Source organism: Bradyrhizobium erythrophlei (assembly GCF_900129505.1).
Lineage (GTDB): Bacteria > Pseudomonadota > Alphaproteobacteria > Rhizobiales > Xanthobacteraceae > Bradyrhizobium > Bradyrhizobium erythrophlei_D.
Genome location: NZ_LT670818.1, coordinates 7,394,789 through 7,412,638, shown reverse-complemented (window position 1 = coordinate 7,412,638; position 17,850 = coordinate 7,394,789). Strand labels below are relative to the sequence as shown.

At 59.2% G+C, this 17,850-nt stretch carries 16 protein-coding genes and 1 pseudogene; 7 read left to right on the top strand and 10 right to left on the bottom strand.

The window, feature by feature from the left end; all coding sequences use genetic code 11:
* Window positions 1-141: 141 nt before the first annotated feature.
* On the bottom strand, window positions 142-663 hold the full coding sequence (locus tag B5525_RS34765; RefSeq protein ID WP_079570377.1) for a MarR family winged helix-turn-helix transcriptional regulator: 522 nt from the start codon (window positions 661-663) through the stop codon (window positions 142-144).
* A gap of 143 nt (window positions 664-806) precedes the next feature.
* Here B5525_RS34765 and B5525_RS34760 point away from each other — a divergent pair, with 143 nt between their 5' ends.
* The 4 genes from B5525_RS34760 to B5525_RS34745 all read left to right on the top strand — a co-directional run bounded on the left by B5525_RS34760 (window position 807) and on the right by B5525_RS34745 (window position 6,021).
* Window positions 807-1,202: a putative quinol monooxygenase gene (locus tag B5525_RS34760; RefSeq protein ID WP_079570375.1), complete on the top strand. Its 396-nt coding sequence runs from the start codon at window positions 807-809 to the stop codon at window positions 1,200-1,202.
* Between the two features lie 109 nt (window positions 1,203-1,311).
* Window positions 1,312-1,806 carry a cupin domain-containing protein gene (locus B5525_RS34755; RefSeq protein ID WP_079570374.1) on the top strand — a complete coding sequence of 165 codons (495 nt, stop codon included), beginning with the start codon at window positions 1,312-1,314 and terminating at the stop codon, window positions 1,804-1,806.
* Window positions 1,807-2,121: 315 nt separating this feature from the next.
* On the top strand, window positions 2,122-3,057 hold the full coding sequence (locus B5525_RS34750; protein ID WP_079570373.1) for a glutathione S-transferase family protein: 936 nt from the start codon (window positions 2,122-2,124) through the stop codon (window positions 3,055-3,057).
* Between the two features lie 288 nt (window positions 3,058-3,345).
* A complete protein-coding gene (locus B5525_RS34745) occupies window positions 3,346-6,021 on the top strand; it encodes a flavin-containing monooxygenase (RefSeq protein ID WP_079570372.1) in 2,676 nt (891 codons plus the stop codon).
* A 506-nt stretch (window positions 6,022-6,527) separates the two neighbouring features.
* Here B5525_RS34745 and B5525_RS34740 read toward each other — a convergent pair.
* The 7 genes from B5525_RS34740 to B5525_RS34710 all read right to left on the bottom strand — a co-directional run bounded on the left by B5525_RS34740 (window position 6,528) and on the right by B5525_RS34710 (window position 12,223).
* A complete protein-coding gene (locus tag B5525_RS34740; protein WP_154073622.1) occupies window positions 6,528-7,211 on the bottom strand; it encodes a class I SAM-dependent methyltransferase in 684 nt (227 codons plus the stop codon).
* Window positions 7,212-7,342: 131 nt separating this feature from the next.
* Window positions 7,343-8,008, bottom strand: a complete 666-nt coding sequence (locus B5525_RS34735) for a tetratricopeptide repeat protein (protein WP_154073621.1) — start codon at window positions 8,006-8,008, stop codon at window positions 7,343-7,345.
* 44 nt (window positions 8,009-8,052) lie between these two features.
* Window positions 8,053-8,826 carry an SDR family NAD(P)-dependent oxidoreductase gene (locus B5525_RS34730; RefSeq protein WP_079570370.1) on the bottom strand — a complete coding sequence of 258 codons (774 nt, stop codon included), beginning with the start codon at window positions 8,824-8,826 and terminating at the stop codon, window positions 8,053-8,055.
* Window positions 8,816-9,484: a TenA family transcriptional regulator gene (locus B5525_RS34725; protein ID WP_079570369.1), complete on the bottom strand. Its 669-nt coding sequence runs from the start codon at window positions 9,482-9,484 to the stop codon at window positions 8,816-8,818. The genes B5525_RS34730 and B5525_RS34725 overlap by 11 nt, the downstream gene beginning before the upstream one ends.
* Window positions 9,485-9,529: 45 nt before the next feature.
* Window positions 9,530-10,978: an AMP-binding protein gene (locus B5525_RS34720; RefSeq protein ID WP_079570367.1), complete on the bottom strand. Its 1,449-nt coding sequence runs from the start codon at window positions 10,976-10,978 to the stop codon at window positions 9,530-9,532.
* Window positions 10,962-11,546, bottom strand: coding sequence for a thermostable hemolysin (locus B5525_RS34715; protein WP_079570366.1), 585 nt, complete (start codon window positions 11,544-11,546; stop codon window positions 10,962-10,964). Before B5525_RS34715 ends, B5525_RS34720 begins: the two co-directional genes overlap by 17 nt.
* A gap of 209 nt (window positions 11,547-11,755) precedes the next feature.
* The gene (locus B5525_RS34710) at window positions 11,756-12,223 is read right to left on the bottom strand and encodes a sterol desaturase family protein (RefSeq protein ID WP_079570364.1); all 468 of its coding nucleotides are present in this window, start codon (window positions 12,221-12,223) and stop codon (window positions 11,756-11,758) included.
* A 442-nt stretch (window positions 12,224-12,665) separates the two neighbouring features.
* On the opposite strand from B5525_RS34710, the gene B5525_RS34705 reads away from it, so the two are divergent.
* Both B5525_RS34705 and B5525_RS34700 read left to right on the top strand, forming a co-directional pair.
* Window positions 12,666-13,388 (top strand): response regulator, encoded by a 723-nt coding sequence (locus B5525_RS34705; RefSeq protein ID WP_079570363.1) that lies wholly within the window; start codon window positions 12,666-12,668, stop codon window positions 13,386-13,388.
* Entirely contained in the window at window positions 13,385-14,635 is a 1,251-nt protein-coding gene (locus tag B5525_RS34700; RefSeq protein WP_079570361.1) for an ATP-binding protein, read from the top strand. Before B5525_RS34705 ends, B5525_RS34700 begins: the two co-directional genes overlap by 4 nt.
* A 175-nt stretch (window positions 14,636-14,810) precedes the next feature.
* Here B5525_RS34700 and B5525_RS34695 read toward each other — a convergent pair whose 3' ends face one another.
* On the bottom strand, window positions 14,811-15,302 hold the full coding sequence (locus B5525_RS34695) for a GlcG/HbpS family heme-binding protein (protein ID WP_197687872.1): 492 nt from the start codon (window positions 15,300-15,302) through the stop codon (window positions 14,811-14,813).
* Between the two features lie 158 nt (window positions 15,303-15,460).
* Entirely contained in the window at window positions 15,461-16,669 is a 1,209-nt protein-coding gene (gene fdhA / locus B5525_RS34690) for a formaldehyde dehydrogenase, glutathione-independent (protein ID WP_079570358.1), read from the bottom strand.
* 330 nt (window positions 16,670-16,999) lie between these two features.
* On the opposite strand from fdhA, the pseudogene B5525_RS34680 reads away from it, so the two are divergent.
* Window positions 17,000-17,829: pseudogene (locus B5525_RS34680) on the top strand (ABC transporter substrate-binding protein).
* The last annotated feature ends 21 nt before the right edge of the window (window positions 17,830-17,850 follow it).

Below are 17,850 nucleotides of genomic sequence, written 5' to 3'. Positions count from 1 at the left end.
AAGGCGGTATCTACCGGCTGACATGGCCATCCGCCTGTCCGGCCATGTCACTCCATCTTTGCGTGGAGATATTATCTCTACGAACACACGACTTTCGTGTTTTCAGTCGCTCCTAAGACGTCGATCGACCAAACGGCAGGCTCAGGAAGCCAGCTTCAGTTTTCGGGGGACGGCCGGCGACTCCTTCGGTCCTGCCGATTTCACAAAATGATGAAGCCGGTCCTTCAGGTCAGTGAGTTCGTCGAGCGGCATATTCAGAAAACAGTAGAATTCTCCCAGCATCTGCTCGGTTCGCTTCCGCAGCGAAATGCCCCTTGCTGTCAGAGTGACAACCACGCGTCGTTCATCGCTGGGAGTCCGCTGCCGCGTGATCAGTCCCTTGCTCTCGATACGCTTGAGCATCGGGGAAAGAGTGCCAAAATCCATTCGTAGCATTGAGGCGAGGTCTCCCACGCCCTGGGGGCCACGCTCCCAAAGCACAACGAGAACCAGATATTGGGGGTAGGTCACGCCGAGCTTTTGAAGGAAGGGCACGAACAGTCGCGTCATGTGGTTGCTGGCGGCGTAGAGCGCGAAGCAAAGATGGCTGTCGAGCCCCGGTACTTCTACCGGGGCAATGGGACTTTGAGCATTCAGGCTTTTTCTTCTTACATCGTGTCGCATATCATTGACTCTTATTATATCGCGTGCAAGCTAATAGTGTCCTCTGTAACTGTCAACGACTGTTTGAGAGGGCATGACCAGTCCCGCCTTTGGGCCGGCCGCTGGTCATCACAGGAAAACAAACTCGAGGGAGGGAAATCATCATGTCAGACATGGATCGCCGTGCATTCGTTGGTGCGGCCGTTGTGGGTAGCGTGGCGGCTGCGGTTCTTGCTGTTTCATCCGCCATGGCGGCGGGACAGACCGGCTACTTCGTGATCGCTGAAATCGTATCCAAGAAGGACAAGGCGGATGATCTCCGCGCGTTGCTCGTGCCCTTCGCGGAGAAGTCGGCCAAGGAACCAGGTTGTCTGGTCTACACGCTGATGGAAGTGATCGGCGAGCCAGGGCGTTTTCTGACGTTCGAGCGCTGGACCGACAAGGCCGCCCTCGAAGGCCATATGGGCACCCCCGAGATCAAGGCGATCGTGCCAAAGCTCGAGCCCGTACTGGCAAAGCCGTTCACCCAGCTTTTCCTCGACGCGCGCACGGGCGGCTAAGCGGAGAGCCTGCGGGATAGGCACCAAACGGCGGGCTACTGCTTCCGCAGCGGCCCGGAGCAACACTCGATCTATAATTCAAAGCAAGCATAGCAACAGGGAGGGAAGAATGCGTGGTCTAATCTATGGGTTGGATGCGGTGGTGGCACTCGCAATTGCTGCTCCGGCGTTTGCCGGCGATCTGACGAGCATTGAAGTCGATCCCAACGGCAAAGCGATTGCGGTCAAGAAGGAGCCTGGAAAGCTCGCGCCGATACCGGACATTGGCGGCATACCGAACAAGGGTTTCAACTATGGGGCACTCTATCAAGTGCCACCTAACAGCATTGATATCGGCAAAGGCATCAATGTGATGCGCGGGCACGTCGACGCCAACGGCTTGATCGCGCTTCACGAGGGACCAGCGGAACAGACATACGTTCTTTACGTCATCAGCGGCACTGGCAAGATGACGCTGAACGACAAGGATGGCAAAAAGTACGGCGATATCGCCTACAAGCCCGATGACGTCATTCTGTTCCGGCCGCATACGTGGCACGGCTGGGTCAATGGCGATACGCCGTTCGAATTCCTCGGCTTCGACATGCAGGCGCCGAAGAAATAGTAACGCCAGCGCATCGGCGCGAGCAAAAGATCCAATGGTGGCAACCCCATTGCATGGCTGGGTCAACGGCGATGCAGCGTTTGAATTCCTCGGTTTCGATATGCCGGTGCTGCGAAAGTAGCCACCGCGCAAAGCGCTCTCTCGTTGCCGATCCTCAAGCTCGGACGGTGGCAGAGACTTGGTTTCAGTCAAGGGCTCGGACCATCCCGGGCTCCACTCTCGCGGAATGCCTCCGCAACGATTTCCAACGAAGGGGCAAACTTGAACCATTCGCTGGGATGGCACGTCCGCAGACAACACAGGGAGAGAAAACACATGTCAAAGGTCATCCTGCACCACTACCCGCTTTCGCCTTACTCGGAAAAGATACGCCTCGCCCTGGGTCTCAAGGGCGTAAGCTGGAACTCCGTCGAAATTCCGGTATGGACGCCGCGCCCCAAGCTCACCCCGATGACAGGAGGCTATCGGCGAACTCCGATCCTTCAAGTCGGGGCAGAGTTCTACTGCGACACGCTGCACATACTTCGAGCCATCGAAAAACTGGGCACTTCGGGCTCGCTCTATCCGAAAGGTCAAGAAGCGCTTGCAAAGGCGCTTGGCTGGTGGATCGAGAAAGGCTCCTTCATGAATGCCGTCTGTCTCACGATAGGCAACATGCCTGGACTCCCCCAAGAACTTATCGAGGAACGACGTCCGCTCTTCCGGGTCGACTTGGATCCCGAGGCGTTGCGTCCAAAGCGAGCGATGTACCTGCAAAGGGTCAATGCGCACATCGCATGGCTCGCTGAGGCTCTGGCCGACGGTCGCGGGTTCATATTAGGAACAGATCCTTCCGCGGCCGATTTGTCAGCTTACCATCCGATTTGGTTTGCACGGCAGAATGGTGGCAGTGAGGTAAATGAGCTGATCTCTTTCGCAACCGTGATCGACCCCTGGTATGAAAGAGTTGCGGCCATTGGGCACAGCAATTTCTCCGAAATGACGCCCGACCAAGCGATCGAAGTTGCCAAGGTTAACGAACCGAGTGAGCCAGACGAATGGTCGTCAGAGGCGCAGAATGTCGGTCTCCGGCGCGGTGACTGGGTCAGCGTAACTCCCGACGACTATGGCAACTCCGTATGCGGAAGCATTCTCTCCTGGACACCCGACGAAATTATCATCCGGCACGAAGACCCCTCGGTTGGCAGGGTGAACCTGCGCTTCCCGCGGGTCGGCTTTGACGCGGCTCCTGCGGAAAAGCAGGCCGCCTAAGTGCGGAGCCCGCGAGATTGATCCGGTGCGGACCGTCGGTAGGGCGACCGGCGGTCGGCCTCCTGAGTCTAGCAAATTAGTCTCGCACGCGTTCGGTCGTTGACCTGGCGTTATCGCCATTTGTCGTCGGGACCCCACGCGGGTTGACACTTTGCCCATTTGCCAGAGGAGGCCGGTGAATTCCCAGAGGCGATAGCGTGTCCACGCAAGTGGAACTACCGAAGATTGTGACAAACTGGGCTGCGCGCCGATAGACCGCGGCGAAATCAAAAGACATGGGAGGATGGTATGCCAGAAGCGATGGTTGCATCATCTGCGTCAGAGGCGACGCGCGGCGCTGCGACACAACAGGTCGATGTCGCGGTGGTGGGTGCCGGATTTGCCGGCCTGTACCTGCTGCATCGGTTGCACAATGCCGGCTTCAATTCGGTGCTGCTGGAGGAGGCCGGCGACGTCGGCGGCACCTGGTACTGGAACCGATATCCCGGCGCGCGCTGCGACATTCAGACCATCGACTACAGCTATACGTTCGATCCGGAACTGGAGAGCGCGTGGCAATGGTCAGAGAAATACGCAACCCAGCCGGAAATCCTGCGCTATCTCGGCTTCGTCGCCGACCGCTATGATCTGCGCCGCGACATCCGCTTCGGCACCAAGGTCACGGCGGCGACGTGGGATGAGGCCGCCGAACGCTGGCGGCTCACGACCGACAATGGCGCCAGCGTATCCTGCCGCTATTACATCATGGCCACCGGCTGTCTCTCCGCGCCGAAGCCGCCGGAGATCGATGGCGTCAAGGACTTCAAGGGCGAGGTCTATTTCACCGGCCGCTGGCCTCATGAAGAGATAAAACTCGCCGGCAAGCGCGTTGCGGTGATCGGCACGGGATCGTCGGGGATCCAGTCGATACCGATGATCGCCGAGCAGGCGGCGCATCTGACCGTCTTCCAGCGCACCCCGAACTTTGCCTTGCCTGCCCATAATGGTCCTGCGCCAGCGGATCGCGTCGCGTTGCTGGAAGGCGACCGAGCCGGCTATCGTGAGCAGGCTCGCTGGTCGCTGGCAGGCGTACCGTGGCCGCAACAAATGGAGGTGAGCTGGCAATTGAGCGATGCCGAGCGCCGCGAGCGGTTCGAGCAGGCGTGGGCCGCTGGCGATCTCGTGTACATCTTGACCCAGCTTTGGGCCGACCAGGCGGTCGACGTCGACGGCAACGCGCTGCTCGCCGAGCTGATTCGCGAGAAAATCCGCTTAACGGTCAAGGACCCCGAGACGGCGGCAGCGCTGAGCCCTTACGACCATCCGTTCGGGGCCAAGCGTCCTTGCCTCGATACCAACTACTACAACACCTACAACCGTCCGAACGTCACGCTGGTGAACCTGCGCCAGGAACCGATCACGTCCATCACGCCCTCCGGCATCAAGACCGACAAGCGAACCTTCGACGTCGACGTCATTGTGTTCGCCACCGGCTTCGACGCGATGACCGGAGCGATCATGGCCGTGCATCCGATCACCGGCCGCGGTAGAAAGTCGCTGTCCGACGTCTGGGCCAACGGCCCGCAGACCTATCTCGGGCTTACGGTAGCCGGCTTCCCCAATTTGTTCATGATCACCGGCCCCGGCAGCCCGTCAGTGCTGTCGAACATGGCCGTATCGATCGAGCAGCACGTCGATTGGGTGGCTGACCGGCTGATGGCGATGCGCGAAGCCGGCCTCACCACCATCGAGGCGACCGAGACGGCGCAGGCCGGCTGGGCCCGCCACATGGCCGACTGCGCGACGCTGACGCTGCATCGGCTGGCAAACACCTGGTACACGGGCGCCAACGTTCCCGGCAAGGCGTGGGGCGTGATGCCCTATACCGGCGGCGTCGGTCCCTATCGCAGCATTTGCAACGAGGTTGTCAGCCGCGGCATGCTCGGCTTCAGGCTGAACGGCCTGAACGTGGCCGAGCAATGCAACGACGGCGAGGTCGTTCGCCTGCAGCCGGATGTGCGGCTGGTGCTGAACATGCTGGCGGAAATGAACCTGCCGCCGATCGAGTCGATGGGAGCCCAGGGTGCGCGCGACTTCGTGGCTGAATTCAACAAGAGCCGTCCCGCCGGACGGCCGGTCGGCGAGGTGGTCGATGGCACGCTTCCCGGCGCCGACGGTCCGCTGCCCTATCGTCTCTATCGGCCGGCGACGCCGGGGCCGCATCCGATCGTGGTCTATTTCCATGGCGGCGGCTGGGTCTTGGGTGACGAGCAGTCCGACGATCCGTTCTGCCGCGACATGTGCCGGCGTACCGGGATGAGTTTTGTCAGCGTCGGTTACCGTCATGCGCCCGAACACCGCTTTCCCGCGGCGGCCGAGGATGGCTATGCAGCGACGCGGTGGATCGCCGAACATGCGGCCGAGATTGGCGGCAAACCAGGACCTTTGATGGTCGCGGGCTGGAGCGCCGGCGGCAACATCGCCGCCGTCACCTGCCAACTGGCGCGCGACCGCGGCGGCCCGGCAATCTCCGGGCAGCTTCTCGTGTGCCCGGTCACCGACTGTGGTTTCGACCGCCCGTCTTATACCGACAATGCCACGGGCTATTTCCTGACGCGCTCACTGATGTACTGGTTCTGGGACATCTACTGTTCGCCCGCCGACCGCACCGATCCGCGCGTCTCGCCGCTGCGCGGCAAACTCGAAAACTTGCCTCCGGCGTTGGTGGCGACCTGCGAGTTCGATCCGCTGCGCGACGAGGGCGTCGCTTACGCCGAAGCTCTTTCTGCCGCAGGCGTGCCCGTCGAGCAACTCAAAGCTCGCGGCCACTTCCACTCGTCGCTTACGATGGTCGACGTGGTGATCACCGGTGTTGCCGCGCGCGTGCAGATGGCCGATGCCTTGTGCCGGTTCGCCGGGCTTCCCCCGGAAAGGAAAGAAGGTGACGAGGGCGTAAGGCCAAGGTCGGACTCGCTCGCCGCATGAATCGCTGCGGGCGCAGGGTAGCACGCAAGGAACAACAAACTCTTTGGCCGCATGCTGCCGGCGATGTGGGATTGGTCGAGCGCTCTTCAAGGACGAGCGAAGGGGCTGAAAATTGGACTCTTATATATCGCGCCGAGGCTTCTACGAACGGTAGGGAGCCATGCGATCGAAGCCGTGGCTGTTGCGCAGGGTAGTACTCTCGACCGGCCACTCTTGGCCGCCAAGCGGACATTCGCGACGAGAACTCGAGCTGGTATTTTGTCAGCCGAACGAGTGATGCCTCTGACGCCGCCGGCCGTACCGGACCATGCCGCCGCTCCAGGCGCTGAACCGGCGTCCAGTTACGGTTGCGCTTGAAATTTTCCGGCGGCTGTCCTGAGAAGCGCTTCTCGATTAGTTCTTCGGCTGGAAGGACCGTCTTGCGCATTTAGATTATCGGCAAGAGGGCTGAATTCGGCAGGTTATTGACGGCATTTGCGACTGAAGCTTGTCCCCCGACTCCCGCTTCATTTCCGTACGTTGCGCGACTTACCCCGATCATTTGGTAGCCCCGCGGAAACGTTCTGCCTCAAAGCCTCAAAGCCGCTGGGTGTAAAATCCTGCGACAGTTCCTCACGCCGTATCGCGCCGCCGGATTTTTCGGCGACTGCGATGAGACCTTTGACGCCGAGCGCAAGTTCGACATGTGTAATTGTTATGTGCGCTCGGCGAAACCCAGCATTCTCGAGAAGAGTGGCAAGATCGCGCTCGTCGAAGGTCCGGTGGGTAGTTGGGCCGGCAAACGGCCATTGTTCCATCGTCTCCCGCGACGTCACGTAGATGACAAGACGGCCGCCCGATTGTAGCACACGGTAGACTTCTGAGATATCGCGGCCGTCATGGTCGAAGAAATAAAGAACGTTAACCAACAGGAGCTTATGAAACATTTCGTCGATCCAGGGCAGCGGGCTGAAGGCTCCCCGCACCAGCACCATTCGACCTCGGGATATCGCGACCTCGTTCATACGTTTGGCTTGTTGGAGCATTCGCGCCGATTGGTCTACGCCGTACACACGTGCGCCGCGGGCGCGCGCCGCGATCGTTCGAAGGCCCCAACCAGGACCGAAGCCGAGTTCAAGGATCGTTTCACCTGGGCCAGGGTCGAGCGCATTGATGGCCAGTCGGTTGGGCTCTTCATTGATCCAGGCCATCAGCCATCCAACGATCAATCCAACGCCGCCGCTCGGGTTTCGCAATTGACGACCAAGGGCGTGCCAAATCCTGTCGGTTACAAGCAAACGGGGTCTTGCATTTCTGATCGCGGATTCGCGCGGAGGAGGTCTCACCTTTTCTCCTCGATCTTGGCCAGATCTTCCTCGATCACGAGACGGCGATTCTTGTCCCAGAGCGGACGATCCGGATGTTGTGGTATCTTGAGGGCATGCTGAAAGACTTCGACGGCCTTCGGAAATTCGTTTTGCGTGTAAAGGAAGTCTCCGTAAAAATACCACGCGTCCAGCCCACTTGGGGCAAGTTTGACTGCCTGTGCGAGCAACTGCCCGGCTTTCGCCTTATCGCCAAATCCGATCGGAAATCCGGGAACACGGTAGTATAGCACGCCAAGGCTCGTCGTCGCGCCGGCATCCAATTTCGCAGGATCCAGGTTGTAGGCCTGCTCGAGAATGTCGCGGGCGCGCTTGGCAAAGACGAGCGCATAAAACGTGCTCGCCATCGAGGCGCGCTCGCTCGTGATGATACCATCCCAAATCAGGGCTTCGGGCATACCGGGAAAGTGTGCGGCGACTGCGTCGGCTTCGTCGCCAAGCGCATTCATTTGTTTGGTTTGCTCGTCGCCTTCGGGAACGCCAAACTTGATCGCCTCCCACTTGGTTTGCAGGCGACGGACTTCCGGCGACAGGGTATCTGCAGCCCGGCTGGAAGTTGCACAGGGTCCCGCGACCAGCAAGACGATCAATGACAGTAGCGATGTCCGGGATTTCAAGATCATAGATAGCCTTCTCGTCTGCGGGGTGTCTTTTCTGCCAGCGGAATTTAATGAGAGGACGCTTGCCGTGAGAGCGCCCAGTCGATGATTTGCGGGAAGATCCGTTGAATTGCGACGTAGATACGTTCCGGTGCAGGTGCGTAGATCGAATCATGACCGCTTGCGACCGACCGCCATATTTGCCGGGCGACTTTTGCAGGAGCATCGACGCCCATCTTGGCATTTGCAATTAGATGGTCGAATGCGACGGCTGCTTCGGTCCGGGTTGCCCGCGGGGCAGCATAGGTGACGCCAATGCCGATTTGCTTCCATTCCAGGCGCAGCGCATTCGAAAATCCGCGCAGCGCGAATTTCGAGGCGGAATAGCTTGAAAACCGCGGATAGGCGATGTCGCCAAAAACAGAGCCGATGTTGACCACTCTCGATGGCCTTGCCGCGGCCAACAGAGGCATGAGATCGCGCGTCAGCGCAATCGGCGCGATGACATTGGTGAAAAATGTCCTGCTGATCGCGTCATCGTCGAATTTCTCGATGGCGGCGCCCTCGACGACGCCTGCGTTGTTGACGAGTATGTCGAGCGCTTTCCATTCTCCTCTGATGACCTCAACGATCCGGCGGCGGTCTTGGGGATTTGTTATATCCGCCGGAACAATGATATGCTGGCTTCCCCAGTCGAGCAGCGCAGCAGTTCCCTCAAGTGCCGTCTCCCGCCGTCCACATAGCGCAACGACCATTCCCCGCTGCGCCGCTTCGATAGCCAAAGCACGCCCGATCCCGGAGCCTGCTCCTGTTATCAGCACGCATTTCTGCTCACGCGGCATGGCTCAACTCCGGGCGCGCGCCAAGGTCGTGAAAGATCGAGCCGTACAAGCGATAGAAGATTGTCGCGTTATCGATGATGATGCGCTGGGTATTGCGATCATCGAAGCCATCAACCAGCTTTTGGAAGAAAGCCACGTGTTCGGTGTCCAGCGATCCATGGGTTCGAAGGTAGGTAAATCCGGCATCGCTCTCCAAGCCGAGAGACGCCTTCATGGCATCTGCAACCTGGTCCGCCAGCAACACGGACATTCCCTCGAGGACATGCACGCTTCCGAGGAATGCGTACGGGCTGACATGCTCGATGGCGTAGTAAGCGTAGCCCACCATGATCCTGCAGGCAGGGCCCCCTTGACCATTGCGAACCGTTTCCGGATCGCCGCCTAGAATGCGGATGTCGTCGAGAATCCATTTCTCATGACCACGCTCTTCCTCCATGTATTCGACCAAAGCGTCTTGATATCGCTCGTCCGAAGTGCGTGACGCGGCCAAAGCCATCAGGGGAAAAGTGTGTTTGACGTGGTGATAGGCTTCAGTCAGGAAAGTGAGGTAGAGCCTGCGGTCCGCCCCATTCCGAATCGTGTTCCGCACCAGCGGAATTGAGAGGAAGGCGTCACGGCTGTCAGCCGTCTCGGCGACCAGTTGCTCATAGAAGCTCATACTCGGCCTTTCAGGTTGAAAACGAGATGTGAGGAGAGGCCTCCGCTAGGCGGCCGCCCTTTCCAGGACGAATTTGCCAATTGCTTTGCGAACGGGTCGTCCGTTACTGAGCAACTGATTCTTCAAGGCCTGCTCAAGGGAAACGATCACGTAGGCGCGCGGTACTCCATATTCTGGTGCGTCAGAACAACGATCGGACAACAGCTCCAGGATATCCGCGCGAGTTGCCTTGGCGAACCAAGCTGCCCCTGGAGGGGAGGGGATAAGCAAGACCGTCAAGTGCGGCTCGCCGTGACCGGCCACGGTGCAGAGCGCGATGCGTGGATCGGCAAGGAGCATTGTCTCGATCCATTCAGGGCTGACGTTTCTACCGAATGACGTGACGAGGAGACTGTCCTTGCGTCCATGTACGGTAACGAAACCGTCCTGATGGATCTCGCCGAGGTCACCGGTGCGCCATGGCCTTTTGGCAGGTCCTTGGCCCAGGTAACCGTCCGTTATCGAAGGTCCGTCGACGACGATTTCCCCGTCGTCAATCGACACAGAAAGTCCGCTCAGCGGCTGGCCAACGGTACCCGGGCGACGTTCCTTCGGACGGTTGACTGCAACGACCGAGCAGCATTCCGAAAGTCCGTAGCCTTCGTGGACGGGAATTCCCAGGCGCCAGGCGGCATTCGCAACCTGCCTCGGGACAGGCGCGCCTCCCACCGCGACGAATCGAAGAGAAGACGGCGCGAATTGACCGCTCCCCTGGAGCTCCGCAACCCAGTGCTTCAGTAATTGCGGTACCAGCACACTCATCGTGGGACGATGAATTTCAAACGCCTTCGCAATGCCGCTCGCGTCGCCGCGACCGACTTGTTCAGCGAGGCCGGTATCGAAATGCACATATGCCCCGATCAGTGTTGGAATGAAAATCGAACAGAGCGTCTCCAACAGGAGCGGTAGCGGAAGGACGGAGAGATAGGTGTCGGTTGCGCTTGCTGCGGTCGCGGTTCCCAATGCGGCGGCCGACCATGCGATCTGCCCACTTTGATGGCGGACGCCCTTCGGTTGACCAGTGCTTCCCGAGGTATAAATGATCTGGCCGAAGCCATCGATCGCGTCGGGCAGGTCCGCTCCCGACCGATGGACATCGATCATATGGGTCGGCGCGCCTGATTGCACGGCCAGCGCTGCCGTTTGTTCGGAGACAAGAATAAGCTCAACCGATGCATCACGCACGACGTGGCCGAGTTGCATCGGGCTGAAAAACGTCGGCAACGGCACTACGATCTTGCCGGCGAGTGCGCAGGCGAGCTGGGCAATGACCCAGCCAAGTCCGTTTGGCGCATAGATTCCGATCGTTCGGGGTTGACCTTTAAGGTCAGCGGCAAGAGCCGTGACTCTGGCAAAGAGTTCGCCGCGTGATAATTGACCGTACCGGTCGCTTACCGCGAGCAAGTCGCCTGCCTCCGACGCATGGCGCTTCATCGAGTCAAATAGCTGCCGCATAACGCTCCCCGCTTTGAAGGCCGTCACCGCCCGTCCTCAGGCGCCGACTGGCAACGGCGTATACTTTCGGCTCGCAAGCGTAGTAGGTCCCCCATCGGTCGGAATCCGCGATGCGCCGGCAGTCGGCTTCACCGAGCAAGGTCGGTGCAATGCCGAGCCGACCGACCATATGATGCAAACGGCGCGTCAGGGTAAAGAAAGACCATTCGAATCCGGCCTTCTCGCCAAAGGTGCCGATTTCCGCGATGAACTCCGCCGTCGCCAGCGGTGCTCGACTGGCAAGCGTGGTCACCTCAAAGATGGCGCTCCGAGTAACTGCCCTCGCCGATATCGCGCTAACCACATCTTCAATTGGCGCGTCAAGATAGCGTTCAGAGAAAAATCCGTCATCGAGGAAACGAAGGCCGGCCGCACAGACGATCTCACCACGATTGTCTGAAAGGGCGATGATCCGGGAAGGAAAAGCCTCCAGCCGAGCGCCATATCGAGCTGCGTAGGTGTTCTTGATAAGCTCCTCGGCCGCGCGCCTGCGAGGATCATCGTTAGTTAGAAGCGCTGTCGTCCACATTTCGCTTACCGGCCACAGGGACTTTATCGATCCCGTTGTTGCCGGTGATTTGCGACCGAAGCTTGTTCCGAATTTCGGGGCTTTATTTCCGAATGTTGCGCGACGTGTCCAAATCGACTTGTTTGGCGTAGTGCGGACACATTGCGCCTCGGGGCTTAAAGTCCGGGCGAAATGCTAAGGCCTGACTATTCGACTGAGCACGCTTTGCGTCAACGGAGCATTGTTCCGAACACGCGATCCCACAACTTCGTGGTGACACCGTAGTTCCGGCTCGCAAACTTGTGATGGTCGAGGTGATGTTTCAACAAGGAAGCTGGGAGAATTGAGGGATTGTGATGCGCGCCATAGTGGACCGATAAATACCAGGCGTACGCGACGAGAACGCCGGCCAGAAGAGGGGCTTCCGTCGTCAGGTAGACGACGGCGAAAGCGAGCCATATCTGCCAGAAGATCTTGTCTATACCCTCTTGCGGGTGCGCGTGATGGATCCCGTGCTGGATCGAAGCGATGGCATGCAGCACAAAGCGATGAGTGATGTATTCGGCCAAGGTCCACGCCACGAGGCCGCAACAGAATAGAAGAATGGCAGTGGAAGACGCAACAGTTGAGGCAGCCAATAACATGATTGCGAGAGCAATCGCGAAAATAAGCTCACCGAAGTAGATGGCGAAGGTCATCGGAGGAGCATACACGCTGTTTGGTTTCAGACCATTCTTCCATGTAGGTCAGTGCGTGCGGTGGTTCAACGCGTCGCGGGTTACCTCCGCCACAGAAAATTTGAGCGGTTGGTCCAATGAGATCGTCGCGGCCGCGTCGTGTTGTCGGTCGCAGACGCTCAGAAACAACTTAACTAAAGCCCAGAGCAGAACGCGCTTCCAGCTTGGGTTAAGTCTCGGCATGATAAGTTCTCACCCTCGCGCGCCAAGGATTCAGTCGAAGCGTCGAAGCTCTAACGCGCCGCCAATCGCTAAATTAGGGCCATCAGTATACGAACGTTGCCTGGGCACCGCTGCAATATGTCTCAATGTTGCTGGAAAGGATGATTTGAATGGTGCCTCGTTGAAAGCCATGGGCAAGTGCGTTATTCGGTCGAGGACAGTTTCGGTGAGGACGTAGCGAGTGCACATCGAACCCCACATCTTGATAGTCGATGATGACCTCCAGATTCGAAAGCTGCTTGGCCGATATCTGGCCGAGCAGGGATTTCGGGTAACGCTGGCGTCTGACAAGCGCACACTGGAGGCTGCGCTTGAGTCTAACGATATCAAGTTGGTCGTGCTCGATGTCATGTTGCCGGACGGATCCGGCCTGGAAATCTGTCGGGATATGCGAACCCAAAATTCACTTATTCCGATCATTCTCCTCACCGCGCTGAAGGAGGACGTCGACCGTATCATCGGCCTTGAGATCGGCGCCGATGATTATCTCGGCAAGCCGTTCAATCCGCGAGAGCTTGCGGCCCGTATCCGCGCGGTGCTTCGTCGTCAGAATGACGCGGGCCAGATTGCGCATTCTCCCCAGGAATACCGTTTCGAAGGCTTCAGGCTGCAACCGGGATTGCGGCGGGTTGTTAATTCGAGCGGTGGGCAGTTGGACCTGACCTCGGCCGAATTCGATCTGCTGCATGCACTGGTGGCGAGGTCCGGGCGGATGCTGTCGCGCGAATATCTGCTGGACGCGACCAGCCGTGGCGATGGCGATGTCTTCGATCGGTCCGTCGACGTGCTGCTCAGCCGGATTCGCCGAAAGCTCGGCGATATTGAATTTCAGTTGATCAAGACGGTGCGAAACGGAGGCTACGTGTTTACCGCCAATGTGGAGAAGGTTGGAGCCGGCGAATGACCTCTTTGAGGGCTCGCATCGTAGTGACGCTGGTTTTGTCGATCATCTGCGTGGTTGGAATATCGACAGCGACGTTGTTTTGGGCGCGGGCGGGCCATGAGGAAAAAGAACAGGAACAGTACGTCCAACTGGTTTCTGAGGGGATTTTGCTGATCGCGCCATTCTTTCGTGACGACGTAATGGACCGGGGCGCGCATTTGGGATCGAGCCCCGTTTCAGGCGAGCCGCGTCCGGCGCTGACCAGCCTGCTGCAAGCTCAACTGCGCAATGCCGGATCCGATCTTGAGATTGTTGTAACGCAGCCCGCCGGAAGCACTCATCCGGTCGCGTCGGTCAAATTCGAATCGGGATGGCTTGCAATTCCGGTAAGGGATCGTCATCCCAAAGGAGGAATTCTCGTCGCGCTCGCCGGCTGGATCTTGCTTGTTACCGTCGGTACGGTTGGTGTGGCGATATGGTTTGCCTACCGCATCACGCGTCATCTTTCTGCGCTGGAGCGTGTAGCGGCAACGATCGACGCGGACGGCGTCGTTCCGCGATTGCCGGAAAGCGGGCCGGCCGAACTGAAGGCGACCGCCCGCGCGCTTAATACCATGACGGCCAGGCTGAAGAACGCTGCCGAAAGCCGGATGCGACTGGTCGCAGCTGCGGGCCATGATCTGCGCACGCCGATGACCAGAATGCGGCTTCGGGCGGAATTTCTCGATGAGGAGGATCGCGCCATGTGGCTAAACGACCTGGAGGAGCTAGACCATATTGCGGACAGCGCGATCCAGCTCGTGCGCGAAGAAGCCCAACGGGAGAGAAACCAATTGCTCCGTGCCGATGAAATAATCAGCGAGATCTGTCAGGACCTCGTATCAATGAAGGCATCTGTAACGGTCTTGAAAATAGACGCGGTGACAATTTCATCGGCGCCGTTGGCACTGACGCGGGCCGTCAGAAATCTGGTTATCAATGCGGCAACTCATGGCGGCGGCGCCTTTGTCACCGTCGGGCTGAAAGACCGCGCCGCGTTGATCACTATCGATGATGAGGGACCGGGCATTCCCGAGCAAAGCATGTCACGCGTATTCGAACCGTTTTTCCGGGTTGATCCGGCGCGTCGCAAATCCGTGCCCGGTGCAGGCCTTGGCCTCGCGATTGCCAAGGAGATTGTTGAGCGTCATGGTGGCAAACTAACGTTGCAAAACCTGTCGCCCAAGGGACTTCGGCAAGAAATAATGTTTCCAGCATGCTTTGCCTGATGGGGCTGACGGCTTGGAATGGTGTCTTAATCAGGGCGCAAGACCGGCGTATCGTGACGCTATTGGCAATCTACCAGCCGGTCGTGGGTTCGGTGAGAGACACAAATCTCTCCGGCGTCGGCATAGATCTTATGATTGCAACGCGCCCAAAAGGCCGACACGAACGATAACGATCTCAATTATGCTTAGGTGTTTTCGGCGAAGGGCTGAAGGCCGCGGCCGCGGTGTTTGCGATCTCGGTATCGGTCTCCTTGCTCAAGCCGGCAATACCGACTGCGCCCACGACTTCGCCGTTAACACGTATCGGCATGCCGCCGCGCAGTGCAACGATATCGGCGGTGACGAATGCGATTCGGCCCTTATTGATGTTGTCCTCGATCTCCGCGGTCGGCCGCTGCAGCCGCGCAGCCGTTCGTGCTTTCTCGATGGCGAGGTCAGCGCTTGCCGGGCGGACACCATCCATCCGCTGGAATGCAAGCAGGTCCCCCGCGGTATCGACCACTGCGATTGCTGAGGGCGCGCTCCGCTGCTGCGCGCTCTCCTTTGCCGCCTGCAGGACCGTCTGGCCCCCGGCTTGATTGAGAGTCATAACGTTTACGGTCTGTGCCCCGGCTGACAAGCAGAAGACCGTTGCCAATGAGAAAACGCTGGTTCCAAGTTTCGCCATGTCTACTGATTTCGACTGGTTAGAGTTTAGCTGCGCGAGGACGCTATCAGCGAGGGCGTGTCCTGGTGCCGGAGCGGGTGATGCGCCATGGCAGTTGTCTCCGTTACCGGGACATGGCTCAGCCGGATTGTCGCTGGCATAGCTCATCGGCTCCGATCTCAGGCCGCCCTGGGGAGTTGCCCATGTGGATCGATGACGAACTTGTTCGCGACGCCCGCGTCGAAGGTTTTGTATCCTTCCGGCGCCTGATCGAGGTCGATCACCTTGACATTGACGATCTTGGCGATGGGCAGTCTGTCCCAGAGGATCGCCTGCATGAGCTGCCGGTTATATTTCAGGACCGGTGTCTGGCCGGTGTGGAGAGTGTGGGACTTGGCCCAGCCGAGACCGAGGCGCAGGCTGAGGTTGCCACGTTTTGCTGCCTGCTCCTTCGCCCCCGGATCGTCGGTCACGTACAGGCCGGGAATACCGATTGCACCGGCTTCCCGTGTGATTTCCATAAGGCTGTTTAGCACGACGGCAGGCGCTTCGACGACCCTGCCGTCCGCACTTTGCGCCTTTGCTTCGAACCCGACGCAGTCGATCGCGCAGTCGACTTCCGGAACGCCAACGACGTCGGCGACGAGTTCGCCCAGGCGATCGTGCCTGGTGAGATCAATCGGTTCGAAGCCGACCTTCTTGGCGTGAGCGAGCCGTTCCCGGTTCATGTCTCCGATGAGCACCACCGCGGCGCCAAGAATGCGTGCGGAAGCTGCGGCCGCTAGGCCGACAGGCCCAGCGCCGGCGACGTACACCGTAGATCCAACGCCGACCTTGGCCGTGACGGCGCCGTGAAATCCTGTCGGCAGAATATCGGAGAGGCAGGTCAGATCGCGGATCTTTTCCATCGCCTGCGCCTTGTTCGGAAACTTCAGCAGGTTGAAGTCGGCGTAGGGCACCATCACGTAATCGGCCTGCCCACCGATCCACCCACCCATATCGACATATCCAAAGGCGCCTCCAGCGCGGTCGGAGTTGACGTGAAGGCAGACGCCGGTGTCGCCCTCTCGGCAGGTCCGGCAGCGGCCGCAGGCGACGTTGAAGGGGACCGATACGAGGTCGCCGATGTCGAGGTACTCGACGTCACGGCCCTTTTCGATCACTTCGCCGGTGATTTCGTGTCCGAGCACCATGCCGGCCGGCGCTGTCGTGCGGCCTCGGACCATGTGCTGGTCGGAGCCACAGATATTCGTCGTTACGACCTTGAGAATAACGCCGTGATCGATAGTCTTTCCTGCTGGATTCCGGAAGCTCGGAAAATCGATCTTCTGAACTTCGACGCTGCCGGGTTTGAGATAAACCACGCCGCGATTGGAATTGGAAACCATCTGCAATCTCCTTTTTGGCCTCACGAAACTTCGTCTCGACGTGCTGAGTTCCAGTCGTTGAATGGCATTGGTGTACGCGCAGGTAGACTAAGCCAATTCCAATTACGGACGGATGTTGGGACGTCGCCCGAAAATCCCAACGATCAGCGTCGCTTCCAATATATCGATCTGCCGGTAAATTGACTTTGCCCTCCTTGCTGCGATTGACGGGATCTTGCGACAATTCTGCATGGGATCACGCCCTCGTTTCGCGGCAACTTTGGTTTTATTGCTGCGATTGCGCCGGTCTTGCCTCAATCGTCAGGAGTCGGAGTTGCGCGGAATTTGATTATGTTGAAGTGGCGGAAATTCGCGGGAATGCGCAGGGGAGCAAGGAGGGTCAAACGCGGGGCGGAGGGGCATTTCGAACGCCTGCCGGCGCTGGTTGCAGAGCTGGTGCTGACGAAAGTCGATGTCATCGTCACCTTCAGCTATCCCACCGCGGCGGCGGCGAAGGAGGGCACGAGTACGATCCCCATCGTGATCTTCAACGCAGGCGATCCGGTGAAGACGCATCTCGTCGATAGCCTCAATCGGCCGGCGGCAACATTACCGGCATTTCCGACGTGGCTGCAGAGCTCGCGCCGAAACGTCTTGGACTATTGAAGGAGGCGGCCCCCAAACTCCAGCGCGTGGCGATGCTGTGGAACGCCAAGGATCTTGGAATGACGACGCGCTACGAGGCATCCGCGGCGGCGGCGAAAGAATTGGGTGTCGCCGTCCTCTCCTTTGGGGTGGGCGAGCCAAATGATTTCGGGGATGCGTTCGAGGCGATGGAGCGCGACAAGCCCGACGGCCTTTTGATGGTCGCCGATGCGCTCACCTTTCTCAATCGCAAGCACGTCTTCGACTTCGCCGCGGAGCTCCGCTTGCCCGCGATCTATGAGTCGAGTGCCTTCGCTCGGGATGGTGGCCTAATGTCCTATGGCCCGGATGAGAAGGAAAGCGCGGAGCACGGCGCAAATCTCGTCCTGCGGGTATTGAAGGGCCAGAAGCCCGCCGATCTGCCGCTTGAGCAGCCGACGCGGTTCCGCCTCATCGTCAACCTTAAGACTGCCAAGGCGCTCGGCCTCACTGTGCCGCCCGGACTGCTGGTTGCCGCCGACGAGGTGATCGAATAGAGACGCAGTTTGCTGCCAGTG

Excerpts from the sequence above, each read along its gene's own strand:
- B5525_RS34725 (WP_079570369.1), bottom strand. The coding sequence starts at position 9,484 with ATGAGCTTCTATGAGCAACTGGTCGCCGAGACGGCTGACAGCCGTGAC.
- B5525_RS34700 (WP_079570361.1), top strand. The coding sequence starts at position 13,385 with ATGACCTCTTTGAGGGCTCGCATCGTAGTGACGCTGGTTTTGTCGATC.
- B5525_RS34765 (WP_079570377.1), bottom strand. The coding sequence starts at position 663 with ATGCGACACGATGTAAGAAGAAAAAGCCTGAATGCTCAAAGTCCCATT.
- B5525_RS34740 (WP_154073622.1), bottom strand. The coding sequence starts at position 7,211 with ATGGCCTGGATCAATGAAGAGCCCAACCGACTGGCCATCAATGCGCTC.
- B5525_RS34760 (WP_079570375.1), top strand. The coding sequence starts at position 807 with ATGTCAGACATGGATCGCCGTGCATTCGTTGGTGCGGCCGTTGTGGGT.
- B5525_RS34715 (WP_079570366.1), bottom strand. The coding sequence starts at position 11,546 with ATGTGGACGACAGCGCTTCTAACTAACGATGATCCTCGCAGGCGCGCG.
- B5525_RS34735 (WP_154073621.1), bottom strand. The coding sequence starts at position 8,008 with ATGATCTTGAAATCCCGGACATCGCTACTGTCATTGATCGTCTTGCTG.
- B5525_RS34720 (WP_079570367.1), bottom strand. The coding sequence starts at position 10,978 with ATGCGGCAGCTATTTGACTCGATGAAGCGCCATGCGTCGGAGGCAGGC.
- B5525_RS34755 (WP_079570374.1), top strand. The coding sequence starts at position 1,312 with ATGCGTGGTCTAATCTATGGGTTGGATGCGGTGGTGGCACTCGCAATT.
- B5525_RS34695 (WP_197687872.1), bottom strand. The coding sequence starts at position 15,302 with ATGGCGAAACTTGGAACCAGCGTTTTCTCATTGGCAACGGTCTTCTGC.
- B5525_RS34750 (WP_079570373.1), top strand. The coding sequence starts at position 2,122 with ATGTCAAAGGTCATCCTGCACCACTACCCGCTTTCGCCTTACTCGGAA.
- B5525_RS34730 (WP_079570370.1), bottom strand. The coding sequence starts at position 8,826 with ATGCCGCGTGAGCAGAAATGCGTGCTGATAACAGGAGCAGGCTCCGGG.
- B5525_RS34745 (WP_079570372.1), top strand. The coding sequence starts at position 3,346 with ATGCCAGAAGCGATGGTTGCATCATCTGCGTCAGAGGCGACGCGCGGC.
- B5525_RS34710 (WP_079570364.1), bottom strand. The coding sequence starts at position 12,223 with ATGACCTTCGCCATCTACTTCGGTGAGCTTATTTTCGCGATTGCTCTC.
- fdhA (WP_079570358.1), bottom strand. The coding sequence starts at position 16,669 with ATGGTTTCCAATTCCAATCGCGGCGTGGTTTATCTCAAACCCGGCAGC.